Raw genomic sequence first — 26,269 nt, forward strand, 5'->3', positions numbered from 1 at the left:
GTTCAATTCGCGACTGTGCCGAGCGCTTCTGCCTCGAATGGCTGCCCGCGCAACAGGGCAATGTCACGACTCGGCGCGGTGCCAAACAGCCGGCCATATTCGCGGCTGAACTGCGAAGGGCTTTCATAGCCGACCGCAAACGCCGCCCGCGAAACGTCCAAGCGTTCTACCAACATCAACCGCCGCGCTTCGTTGAGCCGCAGCCATTTCTGGTACTGCAACGGACTCATGCCGGTGAGCTGGCGGAAATGATGGTGAAAGGTCGGCGCGCTCATCTGCACCCGCGCGGCCAGGTCGTCGATGCGCAGGGCATCGGTGTAGTTGACCTTGAGCCAGTCGATGGCCTTGGCGATGCGGTAACCCTGGCCATCGACGGCCGTGATCTGCCGCAGCCGCGCACCTTGGTCGGTGTGCAGCAAGCGATAGTGGATTTCGCGCAGAATCAGCGGCGCCAGCACCGGGATCGCCTCGGGTTCATCGAGCAATGCCAGCAGGCGATCGAGTGCGCCCTCCAGCGCCGACGACAGGCTGCCAATCGCGGCGCCGGTGCCCGTTGATTGCTGACGTTTTGCGGGCAAGCCGCTCTTGGTGATGACTTCGGCGAGCATGCTCACATCCAGTTTCAGCACGAGGCCGACACAGGGCTGTTGGGGACTGGCGAGCATCACTTCGGAGTTGGCGGGCAGGTCCAGCGAGGTCACCAGAAACCGCGAAGGGTCATAGCTGTAACCCTCACCACCGACCCACAGACGTTTTTCGCCGCGACCGACGAGAATCAGGCTGGGTTCGATCATGCACACCACGGGCGGCGCCGGTTGATCGCGACGAAACAGCGACAGCCCGGGTATGGCCGTGGCGAAGTCACCCGGCGCGTTCACGCGCGGGTCAATGGTCAACGCCAACGGCGATTCATGGCGAAGGGGGGTATCGATCATGTCCGGTCACTCCTGTTGAACCAACTCTAATCCGCGCAAGAGACGTTTCCTATCCATCACCCTGCATCGCCAGAGGATCAGGCAAGCATTCAAGAGGAATGCACTAGGGAAGGGTCGGATTGACCGGGAGAATGTGTCTATCTGTTACAGGGGCAGTGCCCGAATGGGCTTCAAGCTGCTTGCCCCTGCGCATCACATCCACACGTTTTTTTGCACCACAGGTAGTTCCCATGACGTTTCCTTCTACAGATCCTTCTAAAAGAACAGGCGGCTGGAGCGCCGTGCTGGCCATGTCGCTGGCCGCATTCGCCCTGGTCGCTTCAGAATTCATGCCCGTCAGCCTGCTGACGCCGATTGCCGCAGACCTGCACATCACCGAAGGCCAGGCCGGGCAGGGGATTTCCGTGTCCGGTGCCTTTGCACTGATCACCAGCCTGCTGATTGCCTCGGTCGCCGCACGTATCGAACGCAAGAAGCTGCTGCTGGGCCTGACCTTGCTGATGATCGTCTCCGGCACGGTCGTCGCGGTCGCGCCGGGTTACCCGTCATTCATGTTCGGACGTGCGTTGATCGGGATAGCGATTGGTGGTTTCTGGTCATTGTCGGCGGCGACCGCAATGCGCCTGGTGAAGCCTGAACAGGTTTCGCGAGCGCTGGCCATCGTCAATGGCGGTAACGCGCTGGCCACGGTCATCGCCGCTCCGGCAGGGAGTTTTCTCGGTTCGCTGATCGGCTGGCGTGGCGCATTCTTCTGTGTGGTGCCGGTCGCGGTGCTGGCCGCCGTGTGGCTGCTGATCAGCCTGCCGTCCTTCAAGGTCGAGCGCCAGGCTGGAAGCGGCAACGTCCTGCGGCTGATGAAGCAGTTGCCAGTGGCCTTGGGCATGGTCGCCGTCAGCGTATTTTTCATGGGCCAGTTCATGCTGTTCACCTACCTGCGGCCCTTTCTTGAAGGCGTGACGGGCGTCAGCGTTTCTACGTTGTCCTTGATGCTGCTGGGGCTGGGGCTGGCCGGTTTTGTCGGCACCTTTCTCATCGAAAGGTTTATGGGTCGCGGCCTCTACCGCACGTTGACCATCATCCCGCTGATCATGGCGGCCATCGCGCTGGCGTTGGTCAGCTTCGGCAAATCACCGGTGCTGACCGCCATGTTGCTCGGACTCTGGGGACTGGTGGCTACCGCCGCGCCGGTCGGCTGGTGGACATGGCTGGCGCAAACGCTTCCGGATGATGCGGAGGCCGGAGGCGGCTTGCTGGTGGCGATTGTCCAACTGGCGATCGCCGGTGGCGCAATCATTGGCGGTCTGGCTTTTGATCTGAGTGGTTACAAAGCTACATTCGAGCTTAGCGCCGCTGTCTTGGTTGTCGCCTCAGTGCTGGCATGGCTGGCGGGTCGCAATGCCACTGAAGTTCATCTTGTCGAACCGACAGCTCATTCGAGCGCTGTTTCCGGCGCTCCTGAGTCCCGATTTGTCTGATCAAGCAGGAAGCTGCTCAGTGCGCCAATGACGGTTGCGTCGCGACTGAGACAGTGAAGACCACGACAAACAGCACGACAAGTCCCAAGAACAACACCATGACTGTCAGCATGACGACCTTAAGGCCTTGATAAAGCCTGCGCAGCCAATGACCTTCGGGTTTCGCTTCAGCGCGGGCTCTGAGTAGGCCTTTCAAATAAAAACCGAGGAGCGCCAACAGTGCGCCATCGATTGCCAGTGCAGGCAGACCGGCTATGGGGAAAATGCTTTCCCACCGATAGAAAGAAGACCTGCTCAGAAAGACCACATAACAAGTCAGACTGCCGTAGGGCATTGCTCTCCACCATTTGCCGGCCAGCGCGCCGACCATCAGGCACATGATCACCATGAACGGGCTGAGCAGAATATGGAGCATCCAGTCCAGTACGTTGGGCAAGTAGTCCGGGGAATGGATGCTGCGCCAGAGGTGTTCCAACATTGATCGGGTTCCTGCCGTCCATGAAGTAAGTGCTGCTGCGGTGCTTCCGTGCTGCAGCACGGTATCGGCGTGTTTTCGGATTACATAAGGGTGTTATGTGAATTGGGCAGGAATACACATTCGCGAAGGAGCAGTTCTGCCCCGTGACCACCGTTTACACAGCTCAATCGCTACAGTTCCAGCCAGTCGGAATGAAGCAGCGGAAAGCGCTCTTGCAGCCACTCAATAAAAGCTTGAACCTGGGGCGCCAGATGAGTCCGGCTCGGGTATAGCAACGACACCGGGCGAGGGGCTGGCCGATAAGGCTTTAGAATTTCCACCAAACCGCGACTTTCCAAATGCTTGGCCACGGCGATCCCGGGTGCCTGAATTATTCCGAAGCCCGACACGCCACACTGAACGTACGCATTCGACTCGGTGACGGTGATGCCAGCGTCAGGCACAAAGGACCGATCCTGACCTTTCACCGAAAAATGCCAGGGCAATGTTCTGTTGCTCTGACCGGACAAGAAGTTAACGCCTCGATGGGAGGCCAGATCTTCGAGTGTCTTGGGTTCGCCATGCTCTTTCAAATACCCGGGCGCGGCACATGTCACCATCGTCGCCATCGCGATAGGGCGAGCGATCAAGGTCGAATCCGGTAGATCGCCGATACGCAGCGCACAGTCGACACCTTCGCCGATCAAGTCGACGGCCCGATCAGTCACGCCCAGCACCAGGTTGATACTGGGGTAGGAGACGGTGAATTCTTTAAGGCTATTGATGAATTTCATCTGCGCGAAGGCGCTTGGGATATCGACGCGCAGCCGGCCTGTGAGCGTTGCTCCTGATCGATCGAACATTGAGGTCGCAGCAGCAATACCCGCCAGAATTTCCTGCACCCGCTCATAGAACCTCTCGCCCTCGGCGGTGAGGGCGACCTTTCTCGTGGTGCGCTGGAACAAGCGCACGCCCAATGACGTTTCCAGCTCCTGGATATACCGAGTGACCTGAGGTCGTCCGATGTCCAGCGATTCGGCGGCTTTGGTAAAGCTGCCAAGTTCGGCAAGCCTGGCGAACAGGCGCATCGCTTGAAGCAATTCCATGACGCTTTCCTATGAACCCCGAGTGAATAAGAGGTTGAAAATGATTGTTGTCCAAGAATAGAACAATCATGTCTTTTTCCACGCATTTATTGCGCGCCCTCAACAGCGAAAAATGCACCCAAGGCGGAACCGGTTCTGGTTCGAGGCCATTGATGTGTATTTGGAGATTGGCAATGAAAGCGTGGTTATTGAAAGATTTCGGACTCGACAACCTGCAATTGGCAGAGGTAGCGACCCCGCAACCCAAGGCTGGCGAGTTACTGGTGAAGGTCGGTGCTGTCTCGCTCAACTTTCGCGACAAGGCCATCGTCGACGGCATTTATGAACCGCACAGGGTGCCCAAGCCGCTGATTCCAGTGAGCGATGCAGCCGGCACGGTGGTCGCGATTGGTGACAACGTCACGCGTTTCAAAGTCGGTGATCGTGTCAATTCCCACCTTTACTCACGTTGGCTGGATGGCGAGCCTGGGCCGAACGAACCCGATTACTGCTTCGGTTCGCCGTTGCCCGGCGGTCTGGCCGAATACATGATCATCCATGAAGACAGCGCCGTCGGTGCACCCGACAACATGAGCGACGAAGAGGCGGCAACACTGCCCATTGCGGCGCTCACAGCCTGGTATTCGCTGGTGGACTTTGGGCAAATCCAGCCGGGCCAGACCGTATTGGTTCAAGGCACTGGAGGTGTATCGATATTTGCCGTGCAGATTGCTACTGCACTTGGCGCGAAGGTCATCGCAACATCGAGCAGCGACCAGAATCTGCAAACCGTGAAGGGGCTGGGGGCTGTGGCGGGCATCAACTACAGAACCACCCCGAAGTGGGCGGACGAAGTGCTGAAGCTGACCGAAGGCAAGGGCGTGGATCTGCTCCTCGATGTGGCCGGTGGCAGCGGCATCAACCAATCAATCGCAGCAACCAAGGCATCGGGGCGTATTGCGCAGATCGGCTTTCTCACGGGACAAACCGTTGAACTCAATCTGATGCCCCTCATTTTCCGCCAGACGACCATTCGCGGTATCGCCGTGGCGCCGCGTTCGTCATTCGACCGGATGAACACGTTTCTCAACGAGCACAAGATCCGTCCCGTGATCGATCAGGTATATCCGTTCGAGAAAGCACGAGAAGCTTACGAACATCTCGCGAGGGGAGCATTTGGGAAGGTTGTGATCAAAGTCGCTTGATAACGTTGAGGCGCCAATTTGGCGCCTTTTTCTGGCCTAACGCAGCAGATTCGCCAGCAGAGTCTGAGTTGGAGTTGGAGTTGGAGTTGACTGAGTAATGTCTCAACCACATTTCATGAACTCATGATCGCCGCCAGTTTTGGATGGTTTTTTGCGTAATACCGCTCTGACTCAGCGTCATCTTCCAGGAAGTGCCATATCTTTTTTGAACGCATGGAATACATGACGACAATCAGAAATACCCCGAGATAAAGCCACATCAAACTGGTCGCACCGGATCTGGACATGATGGCGCCCGTCATCATGAATGAAACCGAGCTACCTAGCTGACTGATCACTAATGTGGATGCCATCAGTCGTACGCGTACGCCGGAGGGGATCGACATGAGCCTCTTGTCCATTCCGACCATCGTAATGCAAGCACTCGCCGCTCCGGCGAAAAACAGGCAAGTACTCAACTGCCAGATCTCGTCGGCTTTTGTCGCTGCACAGAGTGCAAACGTTAACAGTGTCCAGCATCCAAGATACTTGTTGCGCTGATTTTCCTTTTTGCTAATCAGCGGGCTTAAAAAGAATAAACCTGCAACGGCTCCACCCGCGAATACCGCATTGAACAAGCCAACGCTACCTTCAGCTAGACCGCGCGTGTGTATGAGCGCTGGAACCAGCATCGGTACGGTCGCTGTGACGGCCAGGCCCAGTAGTAATCCGGAAAAGGTCAAAAACTGTTCTGGCGGTAGAACGCATTTGAGTTTAAGCCCCAACAGCATGTCCTTTATAATATCAGTTGATGATTTTCTACGCCGTAGGGCAGGGGCTGCGCTAACCGGTAGCGCCATGGCTAAAACCACAATGAGGAATCCCACTATCGACACAAATAGCAGTGAGATTTCCAGCGAAGAAACCGTAATCACAATACCCGCCAACAAAGGCCCCGCAACCCGGCCGACAGTAACAACGATGCGCCGGACGCGAAATGCAGCGTCCGCACGATGTTTATCAACGGTTTCTGCAGGATAGATGCCCAAAAGAGGCTGGATCATTCCAAATGCTGATGCAGCGATCACATCGATCAGTATCAGGGCATCAAGCGAATACCAGTTTGCGGCAAAAAAGTATCGCAATACGCTGGCCATCAAGATCGCAAAACAGCCCACCTTAAGCGCCGTACTGCGGCGCATCGACTCAACACGCGGCGCCAGGCACAACATTGAAATGATCGCCGCGAGCGCGAGCGCTGTTTCGTAGGCAGCCAGCTCCAGCAGGCTTCCTCGCTGCACGATGATCAGCGGTAGCGTGGTATTCCAGCAACCGAGGTAGATCCAGAGAAACAAGTCCAGGCAAAGGTATTTTTGGAATGCGCTCAATCGATAATTTCCTTGCTTCGTACCTTTGATTTGATAGATGGCGGTGCAATGAGGGTTATAACTGCGCGATATCAAAGGATCTTGCCGTCGATCGGATGATCCCTCCGGGCCCTGTATCGCTGAATGGACTTCCCATGCATCACCGCATCATGCCGATTACCATCAAGCCAAATTCAGTCGTAGCCGTTGTGTCTGGCTATTTATCGACAATGTACCTATCGAAGAGTGGCTGAAAAGTCATCGCGAATACCCCGATCTGGACCTCAACGACTTCCCTGATTCATTCCACTGGCAGGCTTCATCAACACGGCGCCCTCATGGTTCGTCGTCCCAGTAATCAAGCGTAGTCCCGGGCCGCTGCACCGCGGTGAACGCGCGCGCCCCATTGATTGTGACCATCGCCTGATATTTGCCGGAGTCCGGGTATTGGCAGACTTCGGGGGTTTCTCGGGTGCTAATGGACAGGTACTTCAGCGGCGCATCCGAGGTGTTGATGATCTGATGCGGATACTCGGGGCCGGCCGGAATGAAGATGACGTCGCCGCTTCGGATGGGCAACATTTCACCCGCCACACGCAGGGTGCCAAAGCCTTCCAGGATGACGAACATCTCTTCCTGAGCATAATGAAAGTGGTAGGGGCAAGAACGCTTGCCGGGGGCGACGATGTCCACCGACGCACCGAGTTTCTGCGCGACGGTGTCAGTGCCGAGGCGCGCGCCATGGCTCTCGTAAAGAGGGTCGCGGCGCTCGTATTGCAGCGGCACATCATTGAAATTGCGAATCATGCGCGCAGCTAAAGCACAGGGCTCAATGCTCATTAATCACTCCCGAAAGTATCTGTACGGGCATCCCGCCTGTCGCCCAAACGAACGGTATTACTGTTGGCGCGGACATAATAATTATCAAATTCACCGCTTTCGACAAATACGAAACCGTGGCGAATATAAAAGCGATTTGAAGCGCTTTCTTTGAGAGCGCCAACCTTAATAGGGCGTCCGATCTCATCCGCCTCTCTGAAAATCCGAGTGAGAACTTCGGTGCCTATCCCTGTTCCTTGAGCGCGAGGTATCACATACAAGTGGTCAAGCAGAAGCTCGCTCTGATGGTCTTTGAGAACGACAAAACCGACCATATCACCTGATACTTCTATGCGGCGCGTGCTGCTAGCGTCGAAACCACTATGAAACCGTTCGCGCGCGCGATCAGGATCAAATCGCCCAAGCCGCTCCAGGCTTTCGCGCATGGCCTCAATCCGAATGGCTATCAGATCTTCTAGATCGAAGTTTGAAGCACGGCGTAAAACGACAGCAGATTTTTGATCAGGGGAAGGTGACATAACAAGCGCTCCAGGCATGGCCGGTGACTCATTATAGAGAGCGTGAGTGGCATAACCAGTCACGCCGGCCCATGCCCGCTACCAGCACGTTCTGTCTCAGCCATACAGGTACAAAAGGTCGTCGATCAGCTCTAGGTCCTGCTGCGTGTACTGGACCTTGCTGTACCGTCTAATGTCCTCAAGCACACTCCTGATCGGAACTTGCCGCGAAGGATCCTGAACAATTTCGATCAGACGGTCGTAATCGGGATCTCTTCCCTTGAGGTGTTTTTCAATCAGTTCTTTGAGCGCTACGCGGGCCTCTGGATCGGATAGCACTGTCACTTCTCCCGCAAAATCGTGAATTCATCTTCCAACTCAGCGCAGACATCGCACAGGATGGCGTTGGATTATATCCAGACGTCGTTCAAAGCCGTTCTTTCGTCATCTTCATGCCCGGTGTTCAAAATGCCTCGAGGCTCGATCATCATCAGTTTTGCTTCACCTTCTGCAGCCGTCCGATGTTCCACGCCACGGGGTACTACATAGAGTTCACCTGGATTCACATAGACGCAGCCATCCGGCAGGTCGATGCGCAAGGTGCCTTCCAGGACAAGAAATGCTTCGTCGGTCTCAGGATGTGAGTGCCAGATGAATTCGCCTTCGATTCGCACAACCTTGAACTGGTAGTCATTCATCTCTGCAACAACCCTGGGGCTCCATTGCTGTTCGATGAGCGACGCTTTACGTGCCAGGTTTACAGGAACTGATGATTGTTGATGACGGAGCTTTGACATGACGGATCCTCGGTGTTCGAAGTCGCCATCCTAAGAGCATGGAGCAGGGCGCTCTTGTACGATCCTGCAAGTCAGCGTGCGGCCCTCAATCGTTCCAGCCAGCGCATGGGTGGAACTCCGTAGCAGCGGGTGAAGTGTCGCGTCATATGACTTTGATCGTGGAAACCCGCGACGAGGGCCGCATCCACCAGGGTGAAACCTTCAAGCACCAATGCGCGGAACCGATCCAGACGGCGCAGGGTGACAAATCGGTAAGGGCTCGTACCGTAAAGTGTTCTGAAGTCGCGTGACAGGCTCCAGCGTTCGCGCCCACTGGCATGTTCCAGCATCTCCAGCGAAATGCATGTGTGCAGGTGTTCGAGGATGAATGCTCTGGCGCGCTCGGCTGCGCGGTAATCCAGACGCTTGCGCCCGCGCGGCTTGCCGCCGACGGCACGCAACGCCATCGCCAAGTCATACAGCGCGTCCTGTTCCTCCAGTGTTTCCAGTGAATAATCCACCGCTTGCACGAATGCTTCACTGGCATGGAACAGACGCGGATCGCTCGAAAGTCCCCCAGCGATAAAGGGCAAGGGTTCCCCACCCAAAACGGTCTGGATTAATGCCGGATCAACGTAGGCCATTCGATAACGAAAGCCTGCGTCGGTGCCGGCCATGCCGTCATGGAGTTCGTCTGGGTGAAGCACCAGCGTATTGCCGGGGAGACCGTGGCGCATCGAGCCTGTGTAGTGAAAGCTCTGGACGCCCGCCAACGTACGGCCGATCGAGTAGGTGTCGTGTCGATGAGGATCGTAGCCGTGGCTGCCGAACCACGCTTCGATGCGCTCGATGCCTCCGGGTTGAGCGCTGCGGATGACCCAGTCGGCGTTGCCAGCCTGGCCATTTTTCTGATCCATGAATGCGTACCTTCCCGATTCTGCGCGTTGGTGGTGAAGATTTATCTGACGGAACTCATGTTCGCCACAGCAAACCTTCAACCTCATCAAATTTGCCGGCGACCTTCAGATAAGTCTCAGCCCATCCACTACTCATGCCCAGCTCCTGCAACGGTCCGGTGGGCGCAAACAACACGGCGACGTTCAACCGCTCAGGCAAGGTACCGGTTTTTAATGCGTGGATCAGAGTTTGTAGTTCAGCTTTCGCCGTGAGCTCATCAGCCCAATACGACCAGCAGAAATCATTGCCCGCAATCGACACGAGTTCAACAGCGGCCTCAAGTATCAGGATGAGAGACTCGACAGCGGAATTACACTCGGCTGTGCCCTGGAGCAAGCGATGCAGGTGGCGGTTTTCCATGGGGTATTCCGGGACAGTTGGGACGATAAAAAGTGGGCGAAACATGATCAAACCACAGTGGGCCGCAACTCTTGCGCCAGTTCAATCAGTGCGCGCAATCGCGCCGGCACGAAGCGATGGCCCGAGTAGTAGAGCCTCAACCCGCCAAACGACGGGCACCACGGCATCAACACCGGCACCAGGGCGCCGCTCGCCAGTTCTTCCTGGATGAACCACTCGGAAATGAACCCAATGCCGAGGCCCGACACCACGGCTTGTTTGATGGCCAGCAACTCGTTGGAGGCGAAGCACACCGGCAAATCCATCTGCAGTTTTTGGCCATCGCACTCCAATTCCCACTGGTAGAGGCCACCATGGGCCATGCGCATGCCGATGCTCCGGTGGGTCAGCAGATCTCGCGGATGCTCGGGCACGCCGTGGCGTTCGAGGTACTCGGGCGTGGCCACCACGAGCATGCGGATGTCACCTGACAGTGCCACGGCAATCATGTCTTGCGGCACAGACTCTGCCAAGCGAATCCCGGCGTCGAAACCACCGGCGATAATGTCGACCATGCTTGATTCGCTAACGATGTCGATGCGCACTTCGGGATAGCGCTGAGCGTACAGCTTCAATAGCGGATCCAACAGCAGGTAGGCCGCGCCATGCGGCGCATTGATGCGCAATGTACCGCTGGGTTCATCGGGGCCGACGCTGGCTTCTTCGCCGGCACTTTTGATCTGTGCCAACGCAGGGGCGATGCGTGCCACATAGCGTTGGCCGATGTCGGTGAGGGCAACGCTGCGCGTGGAGCGATTGAACAGGCGCACTTTCAGGCGTGCTTCCAGGCCGGCCACCGCGCTGCTCACGGCGGTAGTGGACATGCCCAACTCCTGTGCTGCGCCGCGAAAACTGCTGCGGCGCGCCACAGCCAGTACCACTTCCAGCTCGGTCATTGCTGTTCTGTGCATGGATTGTCCTGAATATAAGGATGCTTCATCTGCCAAAGGATGGCTTATCGGAATAATGAACCCTTCTTAGACTCCATCACAGAGGCTCGATTCAGGCGAGCCGTTTTGAGCGAGGAGTTCCCATGCAACGCATTGAACATATCTACATCAACGGCGAGTTCGTCCTTCCACACGGTCAGGAATGGTTCGACCTTCATAACCCGAGCACCGAGGAAGTTATCGGCCAGGTTCGGCTGGGCGATGCGCGGGACGCACAACGTGCGATCGCAGCCGCCAAAGTTGCGTTCCCGGCGTGGGCACGTACCAGTCGGGAGGAGCGCATTGCGGCACTGCATCGCATGCACCGGGCCATGGTGGCAAGGGAGGAGGAGCTGCTGGAAGCCATCCTCGTGGAATACGGCGCGCCTGCGGTGCGCGGGCGCTGGATGGCGACTTATCCGGCCGATGTGATTGCGCAAGCAATCGATGCGCTGGAGGCATTCGATTTCGAGGAACAGGTCGGCATGGCCAGGGTCATTCTGACGCCGGTGGGCGTGACCGGCCTGATTACACCCTGGAACAGCAATGCTGGCTTCATCTGCAACAAGCTGGCCACCGCGCTGGCAGCAGGCTGCACCGCCGTCATCAAGCCTAGCGAGATGAGCGCGTTGCAGACCCAGGTCGTGGTCAGGGCGTTGCACGAAGCCGGGCTGCCACCGGGTGTATTCAATGTCATCAACGGACGGGGCGGTGTGGTTGGCGAGGAGATCGTCCGTCACCCCGACGTTGCCAAGATCTCGTTCACGGGTTCGTCCGCTATCGGCCAACATCTGGTCAAAACTGGTGCGGACACTATGAAGCGCGTGACGCTTGAACTCGGCGGCAAGTCGCCCACCGTGGTGCTTGACGATGCGGATTTCCAGGCCGTCATGCCGCTGGTGCTGCAAGCCGGATTTCTCAACAGCGGCCAGGCTTGCATCGCAGGCACTCGCATCCTCGTGCCGCGCCGCCGGCTGGCAGAGTTCGAGCGCATTGCGAAGGAGGGCGTCTCACAGATCCGATCGGGCGATCCGCGTAACACCGACACCGACATCGGTCCGATGGTGAGCCAGAAACAGTGGGAACGGGTGCAGCGCTACATCCGTACCGGCCAGGAAGAAGGCGCGAGGTTGCTGGCGGGTGGCGAAGGTCGCCCGCAAGGCTTGCATGCCGGATGGTTTGTGAAGCCCACGATCTTCACTGATGCCAATAACCGGATGCGCATCGCGCGTGAGGAAATCTTCGGCCCCGTGCTGACAATCATCCCCTACGAAGACGATGCCGATGCGATCAGCATTGCCAACGATACGGACTATGGGCTGAGCGCCGTGGTGCTGGGAAAAAGCGCTGAACGTTGTATCAACGTCGCCCGTCAGATCGATGCGGGACGCGTGCTCATCAACACTCTGACCCACGAGCCGCGTGCCCCCTTCGGTGGATTCAAACATTCAGGCCTTGGGCGCGAAATGGGCAGATGGGGGATGAGCGCGTATTTGGAGCCGAAGGCGTTGATCAGTATGACCCGTTGAAATGACTGGGTCAGGTTCATGTCTGGGAGCACTGGAGGGGGATGGCAATTAGCGTCCGCTGACCGACTGAAAACGACCCGAAGCTGCCCTTGATGTCTGTTTGTTGTCGTCATATGTTACGGGCATTTATGGAGGGTCTGACTGATGGCACGCGTGGGTTTGATACTGACCCCCGGTTTTGCGGACTGGGAATATTCAGAGAGCATTGCTCAGTTCAGGTCAATGTTGGCAGCGGAACATGGATGGTCGCGTCGTCCCGGCATGTCGGGCACATTCTGAGGAGATAATTGATGAGCGCTGGCGATGTACCTGTGGGGCAAGTGGTACAAGGCTACGTAACCTTTGTTGGGAGTGAGGGGACGTGGATTGGAGCGCAATTCATGAGCTTCAGTTATAGCGCCAATGGCAAGCGGTTTCACAAGTCGCTCAACGAAACCATTGACGCCTGGTCAACCGCAACGCTGCGTAAAGCCTCATATGGGCTGAAAGTAGGCGACCCGGTGTCGGTCTGGTGCTCTCTCAGCGACCCGGACGTTTGTTGTATCGGCGAAAAACCAGCAGAAAAACCAGCATTGGTGCGTTTGATTGAGTCTCTGGGAGCGATCGGGTATTTAACTTGATCCGCGTTCTTCAGGCCGACATGTGTTGAATTCAACGTCACCAGTATCCGCAAATATCAGTTTATGCCTCGGCTGACATCCGATGATGTTCCACCAGGAAGTCGACGAACAATCTCACCCGCGCCGGCATCGTCGCGCCGCCAACGAACACCGCATGAATCGGCTCCTGATCCCCCGGGTTCCACGCGTCCAACAGCGCAATCAGGTCGCCGCGCTGCAGATCCTCGCTCACGCTGAACTCCCCGATACGGGCAATGCCGGCGCCCATTCGCGCGAATTGTGCCAGCGCTTCACCACTGCTGCATTCGATGTTGCCGCTGACCTTCAGGGAAAACGCTTTGCCATCGCGGATGAACGGCCAGTTGGGTTCGGCACGGCGGAAGTTGAAGCGCAGGCAGTTGTGCTGGAGCAGGTCTTCCGGTTCCTGCGGGACGCCGTGGCGCTGCAGATACTCGGGCGATGCCACCACGACCTGGCCGGTGGTGCCGATCCTGCGTGCGGTCAGCGGGCTGTCGGGCAGAAGGCCGAAGCGCACCGCGACGTCGGCTTGCCCGCCGAGAATATCGACCACTTCGTCGCCGAGGTTGAGGTCTACGACGATGTTCGGGTAACGGGCGCTGAAGGCTGCGACCAAGGGAACGATGGCCAGGCGTCCATGGCCAAGGGCGGCACTGACGGGCAATCGCCCTCTGGGCACGCCTTGGTCGGCGATGGCTTCTTCGACCTCGTCCATGTCGGCGAGGATCCGCCGAGCGCCACGCAGGAACGCTTCGCCCTCGGCCGTGAAGGTGATCGCCCGGGTGGTGCGCAATAGCAGGCGGGTGCCAAGCCGTTGCTCGGTGCGCGCGATGATCCGACTGACAGCCGAGGGTGTCAGGCCCAGCGCACGCGCGGCGGCCGACAGGCTGCCTTCCTGGGCCACGGTGGTGAACACGCTCATTTCACCTGACCTGCCGTTGAAATCCACTTGTGCCTCCTGCGCAAAGGTGATTGCCAAAAATGCTATCTACCGCCTGAAAAGACAGGATCGTAGCATTGGCGGCATAGATAAGGAGCTTTCCATGCGTATCAATCCACCACTTGTTGCACTCGCCATCGGTGCCTTCGGCATCGGCGTCACAGAATTCGCCCCCATGGGCATGTTGCCGGGTATCGCCGCGGATCTGGGCGTTTCCATTCCCGCTGCCGGTTTGCTGGTCAGTGCTTATGCGCTGGGCGTATTGCTCGGCGCGCCACTGATGACCCTGACCACCGGCAGGATTCCCCGGCGCTATCTACTGATCGGGCTTATGGCGATTTTCACCCTCGGTAATCTGATGTCGGCCCTGGCCACCGATTACTACAGTCTCATGGTCGCCAGGGTCGTGACCTCACTGAACCACGGTGCCTTCTTTGGCGTTGGTTCTGTCGTCGCCGCCACCCTGGTCGCCCCGGAGAAACGGGCCGGAGCAGTGGCGGCGATGTTCATGGGCCTGACGCTGGCGACCATCGGCGGTGTGCCGCTGGCCGCCTGGTTTGGCGAACTATTTGGTTGGCGCACCGCTTTCTGGGGGATTACCGGCCTGGGCGTGGTGACCATGGCCGCGTTGTGGTTCGCCTTGCCGAACGTGCGGGCGCCGAAAAGCGTCGGTGTCATGGCGGAAATTCGAGTTTTGGGGCGCGGCCCGGTGCTGGCGGCGCTGGCCCTGACCGTGGTCGGCTCGAGCGCCATGTTCACCGTCTTCACCTACATCTCGCCGATCCTCAGCAGCGAGACCCATGCGTCCACTGCCTTCATCACCGCCATGCTGATGCTTTACGGTGTCGGGTTGACGCTGGGCAACATGTGGGGCGGCAAGGCCGCTGACCGCTCAATCGATCGCACCCTGATCGTCTCGCTGAGCGTACTGATTCTGGTCTTGCTGGCGTTCACCGTACTGATGCGCTGGCCGCTGCCGGCCGCCGTGGCCATCCTGATCTGGGGTATCGCCAGCTTCGCCCTGGTGCCGCCGCTACAGATGCGTGTGATGGAAGCGGCCAAGGACGCGCCCAATCTGGCCTCGGCGGTGAACATCGGCGCCTTCAACTTCGGCAATGCGATTGGCGCAGCGCTTGGCGGCGCGGTGATCAGCAGCGGGCTGGGTTATCCGGCGATCTCCCTGGCCGGCGCGGCAATGGCGAGCCTGGGGCTGCTGATGGTGTTGGGGTTTGCGTGGCGCTCCAGGACGATTGAAGCCGCCGTGGTGTGACTGCGTACAGTTAACTCCACCGGTGACTGAATGTACCAACAGCTTTGGGCCGTTTTCTGCCAGTCGCGCAAGGCAGCAAACGGCCTCCTCAAGGACGGCTTGCGGATATCACCGTCTGAGTGCCTGCCGCGTGAGTGGAATAACGCTCTGACTCGAACCTCGGAAGTTCACTGCCGATATCACTCAGGCGCTCCAGGCGAGCGCTTTCTCCCAGGACATGGTTCTCCTGATTTTGAAGCGGAAGAAAACCCTGATGCATCCGTACCTCAAAAATTGTCCGTGAAACCCCGTTGATAGTTTCTACGAAGGACGTCGACACCGGCGAGCGCTGAACGCTGGCTTGATGCACCACTGACTCCGTCTCCGTTGCCACTCCTCGAATCCTGAGCAATGCCCATTCGTTTTCAGGCGTACCTGACATGACCAGTTCAACGGTGACGCCGCCATTCCCTTCGTAACCTCGTACGATGGGCTTTTGTACGCTGGAGTCGGCGTAACAATAATTGCCCGCCCACAGCCCCAGTGCTTGAGCGAACATCACTGGCGAAATAAGCGCTTTGAAAGACGACATGCTGCTATCTCAATGAATAAGGCAGCGCAGCATAGGTAACGCTGAGCTGTTGACCTATAGCGCAACTTATCCATAAGCTGTGCATATGACGTACAGCTCAGACGATATTCTCCCTCCCTTCGAAGCCCTTCAAGCTGCCCTTGCGGCTGCCAGAACCGGCTCCTTCACGGCTGCAGCCGAGGAACTGGAGGTGACCCATGCGACCATCAGCCGACGTGTTGAAATGGCTGAAAAATGGTTTCAATGCGCCTTGTTCGATCGGCATGCGCGCGGTGTTACCGTTACGGCCACGGGACAAATCGCGCTGGGCAAGGTTGCTCATGCCTTCGATCAGCTTAAACAAGCGCGACAGCTCCGGCCCGGCGGCCAGACGTTGCCCGTCGTCAAATTGGCCACGACGGCATCCTTCGCGCGTTTCTGGTTGATCCCGCGTTTGATCGAACTGGAAGGCTCGCCTCAGGATCTGCGTATCGAACTGGTCACGTCTGCGCTGAATGCCAGCCTGTCCTCAGGCGAGGTCGATCTGGCCATCAGGTACGGGCGCGGACAGTGGAATGACGGGGACGAAGAGCCATTGTTCGACGAGTCGCTTTGCCCCGTGGCGTCACCCGACGTCATCGCCATGAACGAACAGCCGTTGGCCTTGATACAGAACACCGCACTGCTGCACACCGGCGATACGACATTGTGGCGAGCGTGGATGAGCCATCACGGCAAACGCCTGACCTCCAGGGCCACCGACAGGGTGATGGGTGACTACGCCCAGGCAATCGAAGCCGCCCGCTCAGGGCTGGGCATCGCGCTCTGGAATCCGGCCATTCACTCTCTCGAGGCATTCAATGGGCAATTGATTGCGTTGAATGCCTTGAGCTGCCCAAGCCCGCTGAGGTTCTTTCTCCTGTCGAAGCCCGGGCCGGCGCATACACCACCCATGAGGGTTCGGTCGAGGCTTCGCCGGTTGTTGAATTTAAGCCAAGAGACGAAAGCCACCGCCGGCTAGTCGTCCGGCAAAGGCTGGTTAGCGGTCGCCTGCCTGACGCCGCAACAAGTCATCAACGGCTCTAATGGCGAGGGGGTATCCGCCGGCGCCCATGCCGCAGATCACCGCATTGGCCACGCCAGACATGATCGAGTGGCGGTGCAATTCGTCCCGGGCATGGATGTTCGACAGGTGCAGTTCAATCAGCGGTGTGTCGAGCAGTTTCAGCGCATCCAGCACCGGAATCGAGTGGAACGACAGGCCGGCCGGGTTGATGATGACGGCCGCGCCTTGCTCGAACGCCTGTTGAATCCAGTCGACCATCACGCCTTCGTGGTTGGTTTGGCGAAAGTCGCAGATCAAATCAAGTTCTTCGGCCAGTGTTTCACTGCGTTGGCGGATCTGCTCGAGCGTGGTGTGGCCGTAAATGTGCGGTTCACGGCGACCGAGCAGATTGAGGTTGGGGCCGTTGAGGATGAAAACGGTACGGTTCATGGTTGTCCTGCTGCGTTATTTGGAAAGAAGGGCGGTTGCGCGAGTGTCGACAGTGTCGTCGCTGGCGACGGCGTTCAGGTCAATGCCGCGTGTTTCCGGGCCGATGACAATCATGGCCAGGGAGATCAGGTTGATCACCGCGCACAAGGTCACCAGCGGCCACGGCGAGTTGTTCGACTGGCTCATCAACCACACGGCGATCATCGGCATCGGCCCACCAATCACCAGGTTGGCGCCGGTGTAAGCCAGTGCCGAACCCGAATAGCGAACCTGGGTCGGGAACGCCTCGGCGAAAGCCACAGGCTGGATTCCGCTCTGGAACTGGGTGAAGCCCAGGAACAGCCCCATGATTGCCATGATGGCCGCAACGTTCAGCGTGTTGAGGATCGGGAAGTACACGAACAGGATCAGCAGGGTCATGCATGAACCCAGCGCCAATGCCTTTTTTCGGCCCCAGCGATCGGACAGATAACCGCCGGCCAGCGCACCGAAAATCGCGCAGACGTTAGCCACCATCAGTGACATGAAACCCGTCGACTGGCTGAAGCCCAGATGCTTGGTCAGGTAGCTGAGGGAAAAAATCACGATCAGATAGAACAGCGCAGCGGGTGAGCAGAAAAACAGCATCAGCCGCAGGATGGTTTTGTAGTGGCTGCCGACCGCGGATTTGAGCGGGCTTTTTTCCTGTTTGACCGGGGTCTTTTTCAAGGCCACGAAAGCCGGGGTCTCATCGACTTTCAGGCGGATGAAAATCGCCACCACGACCAGTACGAAGCTCATCAGGAAGGGAATTCGCCAGCCAAAGCTTTCGAATTGCTCGCCTGAAAGTGTCGCCGCCAGACCCATCAACACGCCGTTGGCCAATATCTGGCTGAGCGGTGAGCACAAGCCGAGCATGCCGGAATAGCGCCCGCGGCGATCAGGGGAGGCGTGTTCCAGCGCCATCAGTTGCGCGCCGGTGGACTCGCCGCCCAGCGCGAAGCCTTGAATGATCCGCAGCAACACCAGCAGGATCGGCGCCCAGATACCCACCTGAGCGTAGGTGGGCAACAAGCCCATCAGCACCGAAGCCAGGCCCATCATGGTCACGGTGGCCAGCATCAGGTTACGGCGGCCAAGTTTGTCACCCAGGTAGCCACAGGTAATGGCGCCCAATGGCCGAGCGGCCAGGCCGACACCGAACGTTGCCAGAGACGCGAGCAGGCCGGCGGTTGGTTCCATGGCGGGGAAAAACAACTTGGGCAAAATGGTCGCGGACATCGCGCCATACAGGGTGAAGTCGAACCACTCCAGGGCCGTGCCGATGGTCGCAGCGGTCACCGCTTTGCGCGGCATGCGCGAATCATGAGTCTCGTGACTGATTGTGCTCATAAGGGTGCTCGTCATTATTTTTATAGTGTCGGGATGCCCGGACGGTTCTGCGCAGTAACGACGCAATGGGCAGGAATCGTCGAGGTGGCTAGACGTTAGCGCATCCTGCTTGCAGAATAATTATCGAAATCACGACAAATAGATAAGCCGACCTTATGAGTAGCGAGTATGGAACTGCGTCACCTGAAAGCCTTTGTCGTTGCCGCTGACCTGCAGCACTTCAGTCGCGCGGCTGAACAGTTGGGCGTTGCACAGCCGGCACTCAGCCAGTTAATGCGAACCCTCGAGTCCGAACTGGGCTTGGCATTGTTCCGGCGGGAAAACCGTGGCGTCGCGTTGACCGCTGCCGGCGAGGCATTTCTGCCCCATGCGCGGCAGTCCATCGAATCCAGTGAACTGGCGATTGCTGCTGCACGGCGGGCGCGCCGAGGTGAAGTGGGCGAGATCAACATCGGCTATCACTCGGCGCTGTTCGAGGCCAATCTGCCGCAGTTGCTGCGGCATTACTTCAGCACCTTCCCGGAAGTCAAAGTGTCGCTGGTGGACGCCGGTATTCGCGCGCAGTTCGACATGTTGCTTGACCACAAGCTTGACCTGGCCTTCGCCCGGGTTTTCAAGGACCACCTGCCGGATCGCCTGCGCACCCATCATTTCAGTCAGTCGAGGCTGGTGCTGCTGATGCCGGACAACCATGACATGGCGGACAGTTTTACCGGCGAACTGGCGACGCTGCGTTATGAGAAATTCGTGTTCCTGCAGGACAGCGCCGGCATCGGCCTGACCTCACACACCCTCCAGGCGTGCCGGCAGAACCAGTTGCACCCCGAGAACATCATGCATGTGCCGTCGCTGATGAGCATCCCGGGGCTGGTGGCGGCCGGCATCGGCCTGAGTATCGTCCCGGAAACGATGACGCGGTTGACCATGCCGGGCATACGCATCGTGCCGCTGGCTCAAGCGGAAATGGTCAGCGAGCTTTCGCTGATTTCGCGGATTGATGAAAGGTCCAGTGCGGTGCTGCACTTCATTGAAGAGGCGCAGGGGTGGGGGTGAAATGCGCTGTTCATAGAGCATCACACATTGTCAGCCACCGACAGGGTGAGTAAGCTGCCCCCATGAATCAGCCATCTGTATCTACCTCCTCGCCGAGCACTCGCGGCCCCGCCGAACACGACATTCGTGACCAGATTGTCGCCGCGGCCAACGAGCATTTCAGCCAATACGGCTATGGTAAAACCACGGTTTCCGACCTGGCCAAGGCCATTGGTTTCTCCAAGGCGTACATCTATAAATTCTTTGATTCCAAGCAGGCGATTGGCGAGGCGATTTGCGCCAACTGCCTGGGCCAGATCGCTGCAGCAGTCGAGCACGCGGTCAACGCAGAAGCGGTTTCGGCGACCGAGCGTTTCCGCAGGTTGGTGAAAACCGTGGTCGCTACGGGTGTGGATCTGTTCTTCAACGACCGCAAGCTCTACGACATCGCGGCGTTTTCCGCTTCGGAGCGCTGGAACAGTGCCCAGGTGTATGAGGCGCACATCAAGGGCTTTATCCTCGACATCGTGCGTCAGGGGCGAGAAGCGGGGGAGTTCGAGCGCAAGACACCGCTGGACGAGACCGTCGAGGCGATCAATCTGGCGTTGCGACCTTTCGTCAACCCGCTGCTGCTGCAACACAATCTGGATCTGATCGAGCAAGCGCCCACGCTGACCACCAACCTCATCCTGCGCAGCCTCATGCCTTGACCCATTGCTGAGCAAGGTTTTCAGGCGATTCGAGTCAAACGACATCCCCCCTCATTACGTTTCCTGCCCACCGGCACATCAGTGCCGGGAGGGCGTTGAATTTTGCTTGTCGTGACCATTGACTGAATCGGTCACATGGATAATATGGCTTCGCTGTAGTGCTCGATGTTCTATTCCAGTGATCTCCATAGAGTCCAATAATGAAAAAAACAATGCTCAAGAGCCCCGTGGGCCTGGCCGTCGTGCTTGCGTCTTCCAATGTGTTTGCCGGTGGCTTTGCACTCAACGAGCAAAGCATCAGCGGGATGGGCTCCGGTTTTGCCGGGCGCTCTTCTTCAGCCGAGGACGCCAGTACGATCTACGGTAACCCGGCGGGCATGGCGCGGCTCAAAAGGGAGCAGGTCAGCGTGGGGGCGGCAACGCTGTTCGCCAAGTCGGATATCAGCCGGACGCGCAGTACGTTCGGCGGCAATGAAGATGGCGACATGGTGCCGACGACCACCGTGCCCATGGGGTATTACGTCAAACCCATTGATGACCACTGGGCATTCGGCGTCGGATTTTATGTACCGTTCGGGCTGATCACCGACTACGGCAGTGGTTTTGCCGGGCGCTATTACGCCAACAAGAGTGAAGTCACCACGCTGACTTTCCAGCCGACCATCAGCTACGCCTTTAACGAAAAAGTCTCGATCGGCTTCGGCCCGACCATTAACCGTATCAGCGGCGAGATATCGGGCATGGTCCCCAATCCATTGAGCCCGGGGCGTAATGACGGCAAGCTGAAAAGCACGGGCGATGACACCGCGCTGGGCTTCAACGCCGGCGTGCTGGTGCAGGCGACAGACCGGACCCGCCTGGGGCTGACCTATCACTCCAAAGTCAGTTACCACCTGGATGCGAAAACCAAAGTCACCGATGGCATCTTCAGCGTGCTGGGCGTCAGCGGCCGCAGCTATGACGCGTCGCTGGACGTGGACACGCCGGAGTCGGTGGACGTTTCGGTCACGCATCAATTCAATAACGACTGGACGCTTTATGTCGGCAGTACCTGGACGCGCTGGAGCCGCTTCAAGGAGCTGACGATCGAGAACAGTGGCTTGCCGCCGTTGCTGAGTGGCCAGTTGGGGACGATCAGCGAAGAGCAGAACTGGCACGACACTTGGGCTCACGCGATCGGTGCAGCCTACCAATTGAATAACCAATGGGTGCTTCGTGCCGGTTTCTCGGTTGATCAGTCACCGGCTAACAACACCAATCGAGGCCCGCGCATTCCGACGGGCGACCGCAAGGTGATCAGCTTCGGGGCCGGCTGGACGCCCGTGGAAAATGTCACGATCGACCTGGCTTATTCCTACCTTTGGGAGGAGAGCGTCGAGGTCAACGACACCTCGGCATCGAGAGGTGCCTACAGTGCCAGATACAAGAACAGTGCAAGTGGGCTGGGGACGTCTGTGAGCTACCGTTTTTAGTCAGGCCTGTCGGTCGATTCGTAGTTCGCTATTGCAGGTGGTCAGGATGCAGTTTGTGACTATTGACGATATTGGTCACAAGGCTGAGAATATGATGATCATCCTATTCCTCAGTAAGGGAATCTATGCGCCGGCTCCGACCTTTTCCCATTGCCGCATGCTTGTTGCCTCTTGCCCTGACCGCCTGTGGCGAATCTCCCGGCGTTGCAGATCCCCGAACCCAGGCGCCGCTGGTCAGATCCGCTGCGGTTCAAGCATCACCTGATGTCGCTCGTTCTTTCACCGGTGTCGTGGCGGCGCGCGTTCAGGGCGACCTGGGGTTTCGCGTATCGGGCAAGGTGCTCGAACGCCTGGTTGATACGGGGCAGGTCGTCAAGCGGGGTCAGCCGCTGATGCGTCTCGACCCGATCGATCTCGGACTGCAAGCGCGGGCGCAGCAGGCGGCGGTCATTGCTGCTCGCGCCAGCGCCAAACAGACAGCCGACGACGAGGCTCGCTATCGCAAACTGGTCGGCGTTGGCGCCATTTCGGCATCAGCCTACGATCAGTACAGAGCCGCCGCGGAGACGGCAAAGGCGCAGCTCAACGCCGCGCAAGCGCAAGCGGACGTAGCGAGTAACGCTTCAGGTTATGCGCTGCTGGTCGCTGATGCGGACGGCGTGGTGGTGGAAACACTCGCCGAACCCGGGCAAGTCGTCAGCCCGGGACAACCGGTGGTGCGACTGGCGCGCGCAGGCCAACGCGAAGCCATCGTGCATCTGCCGGAAACGCTGCGCCCGGCTGCCGGCTCCACCGCGCAAGCCAGCCTCTACGGCATGAATTCAGCGGCTGTCACGGCAAAACTGCGACTGCTTTCGGACTCGGCAGACCGCACAACGCGCACGTTCGAAGCGCGCTATGTGCTCGAAGGGCCGCTGGCCAATGCGCCAATCGGTGCGACCGTGACCCTCAGCATTGCCGAGGGCGCCACCCAGACACAGGCCCTACAAGTCCCCATCGCGGCTGTTTACGACCCGGGCAAAGGCCCCGGGGTGTGGGTGATCGCCGGAGCACCGGCAACCGTAAGCTGGCGAGCTGTTGAGGTGCTGGCGTTGAGCGATGATTCGGCGCGTATCGCCGGCGACCTCACTGCCGGTGAGCAGGTGGTGGCACTGGGCGCCCATCTGCTACGCGATGGAGAGGCGGTGAGATTGCCGCAGCAGAGCGAAGCCAGCGTTGCCGGGAGTCGTCCATGAGCCAGGGGCGATTCAACCTTTCGGCGATCGCCGTGCGCGAGCGGGCAATCACGGTGTTCCTGATTTTTCTGATTGCCGTTGCAGGGACGTTGTCGTTCTTTCAACTGGGGCGTGCAGAAGACCCACCGTTTACGGTCAAGCAGTTGACCGTCATCACCGCATGGCCGGGCGCGACGGCGCAGGAGATGCAGGATCAGGTCGCCGAACCCCTTGAAAAGCGCCTGCAAGAACTCAAGTGGTACGACCGCTCGGAAACCTACACTCGTCCTGGACTGGCGTTCACGATGGTGTCGTTGCTCGATAGCACGCCGCCCTCGCAAGTGCAGGAAGAGTTCTATCAAGCACGCAAGAAACTCGACGACGAAGCCATCAAGCTGCCGGCCGGTGTGATCGGGCCGATGGTTAACGATGAATTTTCCGACGTGACTTTCGCGCTGTTCGCCTTGAAAGCCAAAGGCGAGCCACAGCGCTTGCTGGTGCGTGATGCGGAAGCCATGCGTCAGCGTCTGCTGCATGTGCCGGGGGTGAAGAAGGTCAACATCATCGGTGAGCAAGCCGAGCGCATCTACGTTTCGTTCTCCCATGACCGGTTGGCGACTCTCGGCTTGTCGCCGCAGGACATCTTCGCTGCGCTGAACAGTCAGAACGTGCTGACGCCCGCCGGGTCCATCGAAACCAATGGGCCGCAGGTGTTTCTGCGTCTCGACGGTGCTTTCGACAAGGTGCAGAAAATTCGCGACACACCGGTCTCGGTGCAGGGGCGCACGCTTAAGCTCTCTGATGTGGCGACGGTTGAACGCGGTTACGAAGACCCGGCGACCTTTGTTGTACGCAATAACGGTGAAGACGCGCTGCTGCTGGGCATCGTGATGCGCGAGGGCTGGAACGGTCTGGATCTGGGCAAGGCGCTGGATGCGGAGACTGCGCGGATCAATGCGGAAATGCCATTGGGCATGACCCTCGCCAAAGTCACCGACCAGGCAGTCAATATCGACTCCGCTGTTGGCGAGTTCATGGTCAAGTTTTTCGTCGCGTTGCTGGTGGTCATGCTCGTGTGCTTTCTGAGTATGGGCTGGCGGGTCGGGGTGGTGGTCGCTGCGGCTGTGCCGTTGACCCTGGCGATCGTGTTCGTGGTGATGGCCGCCACCGGCAAGAATTTCGATCGCATCACCCTCGGCTCATTGATCCTCGCGCTCGGGCTGTTGGTCGATGACGCCATCATCGCCATTGAAATGATGGTGGTGAAAATGGAGGAGGGCTACGACCGCATCAAAGCGTCCGCGTATGCCTGGAGCCATACAGCTGCGCCGATGTTGTCCGGTACGCTGGTGACGGCAATCGGCTTTTTGCCGAACGGTTTTGCGCAGTCCACTGCCGGCGAATACACCAGCAACATGTTCTGGATCGTCGGCATTGCGCTGATCGCGTCCTGGGTCGTCGCGGTGGCGTTCACCCCGTATCTGGGCGTGAAATTGTTGCCGGATATCAAGAAAGTCGAAGGTGGCCACGCAGCGATCTACAACACGCCGAATTACAACCGCTTCCGCCGGCTGCTGACTGCCGTGATCGCACGCAAATGGCTGGTGGCGGGCACGGTGGTCACGCTGTTTTTCGTCGCCGTGCCAGGCATGGGGCTGGTGAAGAAGCAGTTCTTTCCGACCTCCGACCGCCCCGAGGTGATGATCGAGGTGCAAATGCCCTACGGCACCTCGATCGAGCAGACCCGTGCCACGGCCGCCAAGGTCGAGGCCTGGTTGCACAAGCAGGAGGAGGCAAAAATCGTCACGGCCTATATCGGCCAGGGTGCGCCGCGTTTCTTCCTGGCGATGGCGCCAGAACTGCCCGATCCGTCGTTTGCGAAAATCGTGGTGCTCACGGACAGTCAGGAGGCACGCGAAACCCTCAAGTTGCGCGTGCGCGAAGCGGTGGCTGAAGGCCTCGCGCCGGAGGCCCGTGTGCGGGCCACGCAAATTGTGTTCGGTCCTTATTCGCCGTTTCCGGTTGCCTACCGGGTGATGGGGCCCGATCCGGCGAAGTTGCGCGACATCGCCGAGCAAGTCCGCGGCGTAATGCAAGACAGCCCGATGATGAGAACCGTGAACACTGACTGGGGACCGCTGACCCCGACCTTGCATTTCAGTCTCGATCAGGACCGTCTGCAGGCAGTGGGGCTGACCTCGAATGCGGTCGCCCAGCAACTGCAGTTTCTGCTCAGCGGAGTGCCGATCACAGCGGTTCGCGAGGATATTCGTTCTGTGCAGGTCGTCGGGCGTGCCGCCGGTAATATCCGGCTCGACCCGGCGCAGATCAAAGGTTTCACCCTGGTCGGCGCGACGGGGCAACGCATTCCGTTGTCGCAGATCGGCGAGGTCGATGTGCGCATGGAGGATCCGATTCTGCGGCGCCGTGACCGCACGCCGACTATCACCGTGCGTGGCGACATTGCCGAAGGCTTGCAACCACCGGATGTTTCGAGTGCGATCCTCAAGCAGCTGCAGCCGATCATCGAGACACTGCCTTCCGGTTACCGGATCGAGCAGGCGGGGGCGATCGAGGAGTCCGGCAAGGCGGGCAAGGCGATCTTGCCCTTGCTGCCGATCATGATCGCCATGACGTTGCTGATCATCATGGTGCAGGTGCGTTCGATCGCGGCGATGATCATGGTCTTCCTCACCTCGCCATTAGGCTTGATTGGTGTGGTGCCGACGCTGCTGATCTTCAATCAGCCGTTTGGCATCAATGCGCTGGTCGGGTTGATTGCGCTGTCGGGGATCCTCATGCGCAATACGCTGATTCTGATCGGGCAAATCCATCACAACACGCTGGAGGGTCTGGACCCGTTCCATGCCGTGGTCGAAGCCACGGTGCAACGTGCGCGGCCGGTACTGCTGACGGCAATGGCGGCCATCCTGGCGTTTATTCCCCTGACCCACTCGGTGTTCTGGGGCACGCTGGCCTACACCCTGATTGGCGGCACGTTCGTCGGCACCATCGTGACGCTGGTGTTCCTGCCGGCGATGTATTCCATCTGGTTCAAGATCCGCCCTGAGCACGAGGCGCAGACCGAAACAGTCAAACTGGCGTAGTGACAACGCCTGCAATCGAGGCCCGCTTTCGCGGGCCTCT

General features: G+C 58.7%; 26 protein-coding genes. 11 read left to right on the plus strand and 15 right to left on the minus strand.

Annotated features, from left to right (window positions below; translation table 11 throughout):
- Nucleotides 1-2: 2 nt before the first annotated feature.
- The gene (locus ACWR1S_RS01120; RefSeq protein ID WP_454562127.1) at nt 3-935 is read right to left on the minus strand and encodes an AraC family transcriptional regulator N-terminal domain-containing protein; all 933 of its coding nucleotides are present in this window, start codon (nt 933-935) and stop codon (nt 3-5) included.
- 230 nt (nt 936-1,165) lie between these two features.
- Here ACWR1S_RS01120 and ACWR1S_RS01125 point away from each other — a divergent pair, with 230 nt between their 5' ends.
- The gene (locus ACWR1S_RS01125) at nt 1,166-2,410 is read left to right on the plus strand and encodes an MFS transporter (RefSeq protein ID WP_454562128.1); all 1,245 of its coding nucleotides are present in this window, start codon (nt 1,166-1,168) and stop codon (nt 2,408-2,410) included.
- A 16-nt stretch (nt 2,411-2,426) separates the two neighbouring features.
- On the opposite strand, the gene ACWR1S_RS01130 is transcribed toward ACWR1S_RS01125, so the two are convergent.
- Complete coding sequence (locus ACWR1S_RS01130; RefSeq protein WP_454562129.1) at nt 2,427-2,888, minus strand: hypothetical protein; 462 nt, start codon at nt 2,886-2,888, stop codon at nt 2,427-2,429.
- A 170-nt stretch (nt 2,889-3,058) separates the two neighbouring features.
- A complete protein-coding gene (locus ACWR1S_RS01135) occupies nt 3,059-3,973 on the minus strand; it encodes a LysR family transcriptional regulator (RefSeq protein WP_454562130.1) in 915 nt (304 codons plus the stop codon).
- Nucleotides 3,974-4,146: 173 nt separating this feature from the next.
- On the opposite strand from ACWR1S_RS01135, the gene ACWR1S_RS01140 reads away from it, so the two are divergent.
- On the plus strand, nt 4,147-5,157 hold the full coding sequence (locus tag ACWR1S_RS01140; RefSeq protein WP_454562131.1) for a zinc-dependent alcohol dehydrogenase family protein: 1,011 nt from the start codon (nt 4,147-4,149) through the stop codon (nt 5,155-5,157).
- A 113-nt stretch (nt 5,158-5,270) separates the two neighbouring features.
- Here ACWR1S_RS01140 and ACWR1S_RS01145 read toward each other — a convergent pair whose 3' ends face one another.
- The 8 genes from ACWR1S_RS01145 to ACWR1S_RS01180 all read right to left on the minus strand — a co-directional run bounded on the left by ACWR1S_RS01145 (nt 5,271) and on the right by ACWR1S_RS01180 (nt 10,883).
- The gene (locus tag ACWR1S_RS01145; protein WP_454562132.1) at nt 5,271-6,524 is read right to left on the minus strand and encodes an MFS transporter; all 1,254 of its coding nucleotides are present in this window, start codon (nt 6,522-6,524) and stop codon (nt 5,271-5,273) included.
- A 315-nt stretch (nt 6,525-6,839) separates the two neighbouring features.
- Nucleotides 6,840-7,343: a cupin domain-containing protein gene (locus ACWR1S_RS01150; RefSeq protein ID WP_454562133.1), complete on the minus strand. Its 504-nt coding sequence runs from the start codon at nt 7,341-7,343 to the stop codon at nt 6,840-6,842.
- Nucleotides 7,343-7,861, minus strand: coding sequence for a GNAT family N-acetyltransferase (locus ACWR1S_RS01155; RefSeq protein ID WP_454562134.1), 519 nt, complete (start codon nt 7,859-7,861; stop codon nt 7,343-7,345). Before ACWR1S_RS01155 ends, ACWR1S_RS01150 begins: the two co-directional genes overlap by 1 nt.
- A gap of 96 nt (nt 7,862-7,957) precedes the next feature.
- Nucleotides 7,958-8,179 (minus strand): hypothetical protein, encoded by a 222-nt coding sequence (locus ACWR1S_RS01160; RefSeq protein ID WP_454562135.1) that lies wholly within the window; start codon nt 8,177-8,179, stop codon nt 7,958-7,960.
- A gap of 71 nt (nt 8,180-8,250) precedes the next feature.
- Nucleotides 8,251-8,637, minus strand: a complete 387-nt coding sequence (locus ACWR1S_RS01165) for a cupin domain-containing protein (RefSeq protein WP_454562136.1) — start codon at nt 8,635-8,637, stop codon at nt 8,251-8,253.
- Between the two features lie 71 nt (nt 8,638-8,708).
- Nucleotides 8,709-9,533 carry an AraC family transcriptional regulator gene (locus ACWR1S_RS01170; RefSeq protein WP_454562137.1) on the minus strand — a complete coding sequence of 275 codons (825 nt, stop codon included), beginning with the start codon at nt 9,531-9,533 and terminating at the stop codon, nt 8,709-8,711.
- A gap of 55 nt (nt 9,534-9,588) precedes the next feature.
- Nucleotides 9,589-9,933 carry a hypothetical protein gene (locus ACWR1S_RS01175; protein WP_454562138.1) on the minus strand — a complete coding sequence of 115 codons (345 nt, stop codon included), beginning with the start codon at nt 9,931-9,933 and terminating at the stop codon, nt 9,589-9,591.
- A gap of 47 nt (nt 9,934-9,980) precedes the next feature.
- On the minus strand, nt 9,981-10,883 hold the full coding sequence (locus ACWR1S_RS01180) for a LysR family transcriptional regulator (protein WP_454562139.1): 903 nt from the start codon (nt 10,881-10,883) through the stop codon (nt 9,981-9,983).
- Between the two features lie 122 nt (nt 10,884-11,005).
- On the opposite strand from ACWR1S_RS01180, the gene ACWR1S_RS01185 reads away from it, so the two are divergent.
- Nucleotides 11,006-12,430, plus strand: a complete 1,425-nt coding sequence (locus tag ACWR1S_RS01185; protein ID WP_454562140.1) for an aldehyde dehydrogenase family protein — start codon at nt 11,006-11,008, stop codon at nt 12,428-12,430.
- Nucleotides 12,431-12,720: 290 nt separating this feature from the next.
- Nucleotides 12,721-13,050, plus strand: a complete 330-nt coding sequence (locus ACWR1S_RS01190; protein WP_454562141.1) for a hypothetical protein — start codon at nt 12,721-12,723, stop codon at nt 13,048-13,050.
- Between the two features lie 61 nt (nt 13,051-13,111).
- Here ACWR1S_RS01190 and ACWR1S_RS01195 read toward each other — a convergent pair whose 3' ends face one another.
- Complete coding sequence (locus ACWR1S_RS01195; RefSeq protein WP_454562192.1) at nt 13,112-14,017, minus strand: LysR family transcriptional regulator; 906 nt, start codon at nt 14,015-14,017, stop codon at nt 13,112-13,114.
- A 94-nt stretch (nt 14,018-14,111) separates the two neighbouring features.
- On the opposite strand from ACWR1S_RS01195, the gene ACWR1S_RS01200 reads away from it, so the two are divergent.
- On the plus strand, nt 14,112-15,278 hold the full coding sequence (locus ACWR1S_RS01200) for an MFS transporter (RefSeq protein WP_454562142.1): 1,167 nt from the start codon (nt 14,112-14,114) through the stop codon (nt 15,276-15,278).
- An 88-nt stretch (nt 15,279-15,366) separates the two neighbouring features.
- Here the strand turns inward: ACWR1S_RS01200 and ACWR1S_RS01205 are convergent, their stop codons facing one another.
- On the minus strand, nt 15,367-15,849 hold the full coding sequence (locus ACWR1S_RS01205; RefSeq protein WP_454562143.1) for a hypothetical protein: 483 nt from the start codon (nt 15,847-15,849) through the stop codon (nt 15,367-15,369).
- 85 nt (nt 15,850-15,934) lie between these two features.
- Between ACWR1S_RS01205 and ACWR1S_RS01210 the strand changes: the two genes are divergently transcribed.
- Nucleotides 15,935-16,849 carry a LysR substrate-binding domain-containing protein gene (locus ACWR1S_RS01210; protein ID WP_454562144.1) on the plus strand — a complete coding sequence of 305 codons (915 nt, stop codon included), beginning with the start codon at nt 15,935-15,937 and terminating at the stop codon, nt 16,847-16,849.
- 18 nt (nt 16,850-16,867) lie between these two features.
- Here the strand turns inward: ACWR1S_RS01210 and ACWR1S_RS01215 are convergent, their stop codons facing one another.
- The gene (locus ACWR1S_RS01215; protein ID WP_454562145.1) at nt 16,868-17,323 is read right to left on the minus strand and encodes a type II 3-dehydroquinate dehydratase; all 456 of its coding nucleotides are present in this window, start codon (nt 17,321-17,323) and stop codon (nt 16,868-16,870) included.
- A 15-nt stretch (nt 17,324-17,338) separates the two neighbouring features.
- Complete coding sequence (locus ACWR1S_RS01220) at nt 17,339-18,694, minus strand: MFS transporter (protein ID WP_454562146.1); 1,356 nt, start codon at nt 18,692-18,694, stop codon at nt 17,339-17,341.
- 168 nt (nt 18,695-18,862) lie between these two features.
- Here ACWR1S_RS01220 and ACWR1S_RS01225 point away from each other — a divergent pair, with 168 nt between their 5' ends.
- From ACWR1S_RS01225 to ACWR1S_RS01245, 5 genes are all read left to right on the plus strand, one after another.
- Nucleotides 18,863-19,747: a LysR family transcriptional regulator gene (locus ACWR1S_RS01225; protein WP_454562147.1), complete on the plus strand. Its 885-nt coding sequence runs from the start codon at nt 18,863-18,865 to the stop codon at nt 19,745-19,747.
- 62 nt (nt 19,748-19,809) lie between these two features.
- Nucleotides 19,810-20,436 carry a TetR/AcrR family transcriptional regulator gene (locus tag ACWR1S_RS01230; RefSeq protein ID WP_454562148.1) on the plus strand — a complete coding sequence of 209 codons (627 nt, stop codon included), beginning with the start codon at nt 19,810-19,812 and terminating at the stop codon, nt 20,434-20,436.
- Between the two features lie 200 nt (nt 20,437-20,636).
- A complete protein-coding gene (locus ACWR1S_RS01235; RefSeq protein WP_454562149.1) occupies nt 20,637-21,908 on the plus strand; it encodes an OmpP1/FadL family transporter in 1,272 nt (423 codons plus the stop codon).
- A 125-nt stretch (nt 21,909-22,033) separates the two neighbouring features.
- Nucleotides 22,034-23,143 carry an efflux RND transporter periplasmic adaptor subunit gene (locus ACWR1S_RS01240; RefSeq protein WP_454562150.1) on the plus strand — a complete coding sequence of 370 codons (1,110 nt, stop codon included), beginning with the start codon at nt 22,034-22,036 and terminating at the stop codon, nt 23,141-23,143.
- On the plus strand, nt 23,140-26,229 hold the full coding sequence (locus tag ACWR1S_RS01245; RefSeq protein WP_454562151.1) for an efflux RND transporter permease subunit: 3,090 nt from the start codon (nt 23,140-23,142) through the stop codon (nt 26,227-26,229). The genes ACWR1S_RS01240 and ACWR1S_RS01245 overlap by 4 nt, the downstream gene beginning before the upstream one ends.
- Nucleotides 26,230-26,269: the final 40 nt, after the last annotated feature.

This window comes from Pseudomonas sp. AIG, assembly GCF_977020205.1.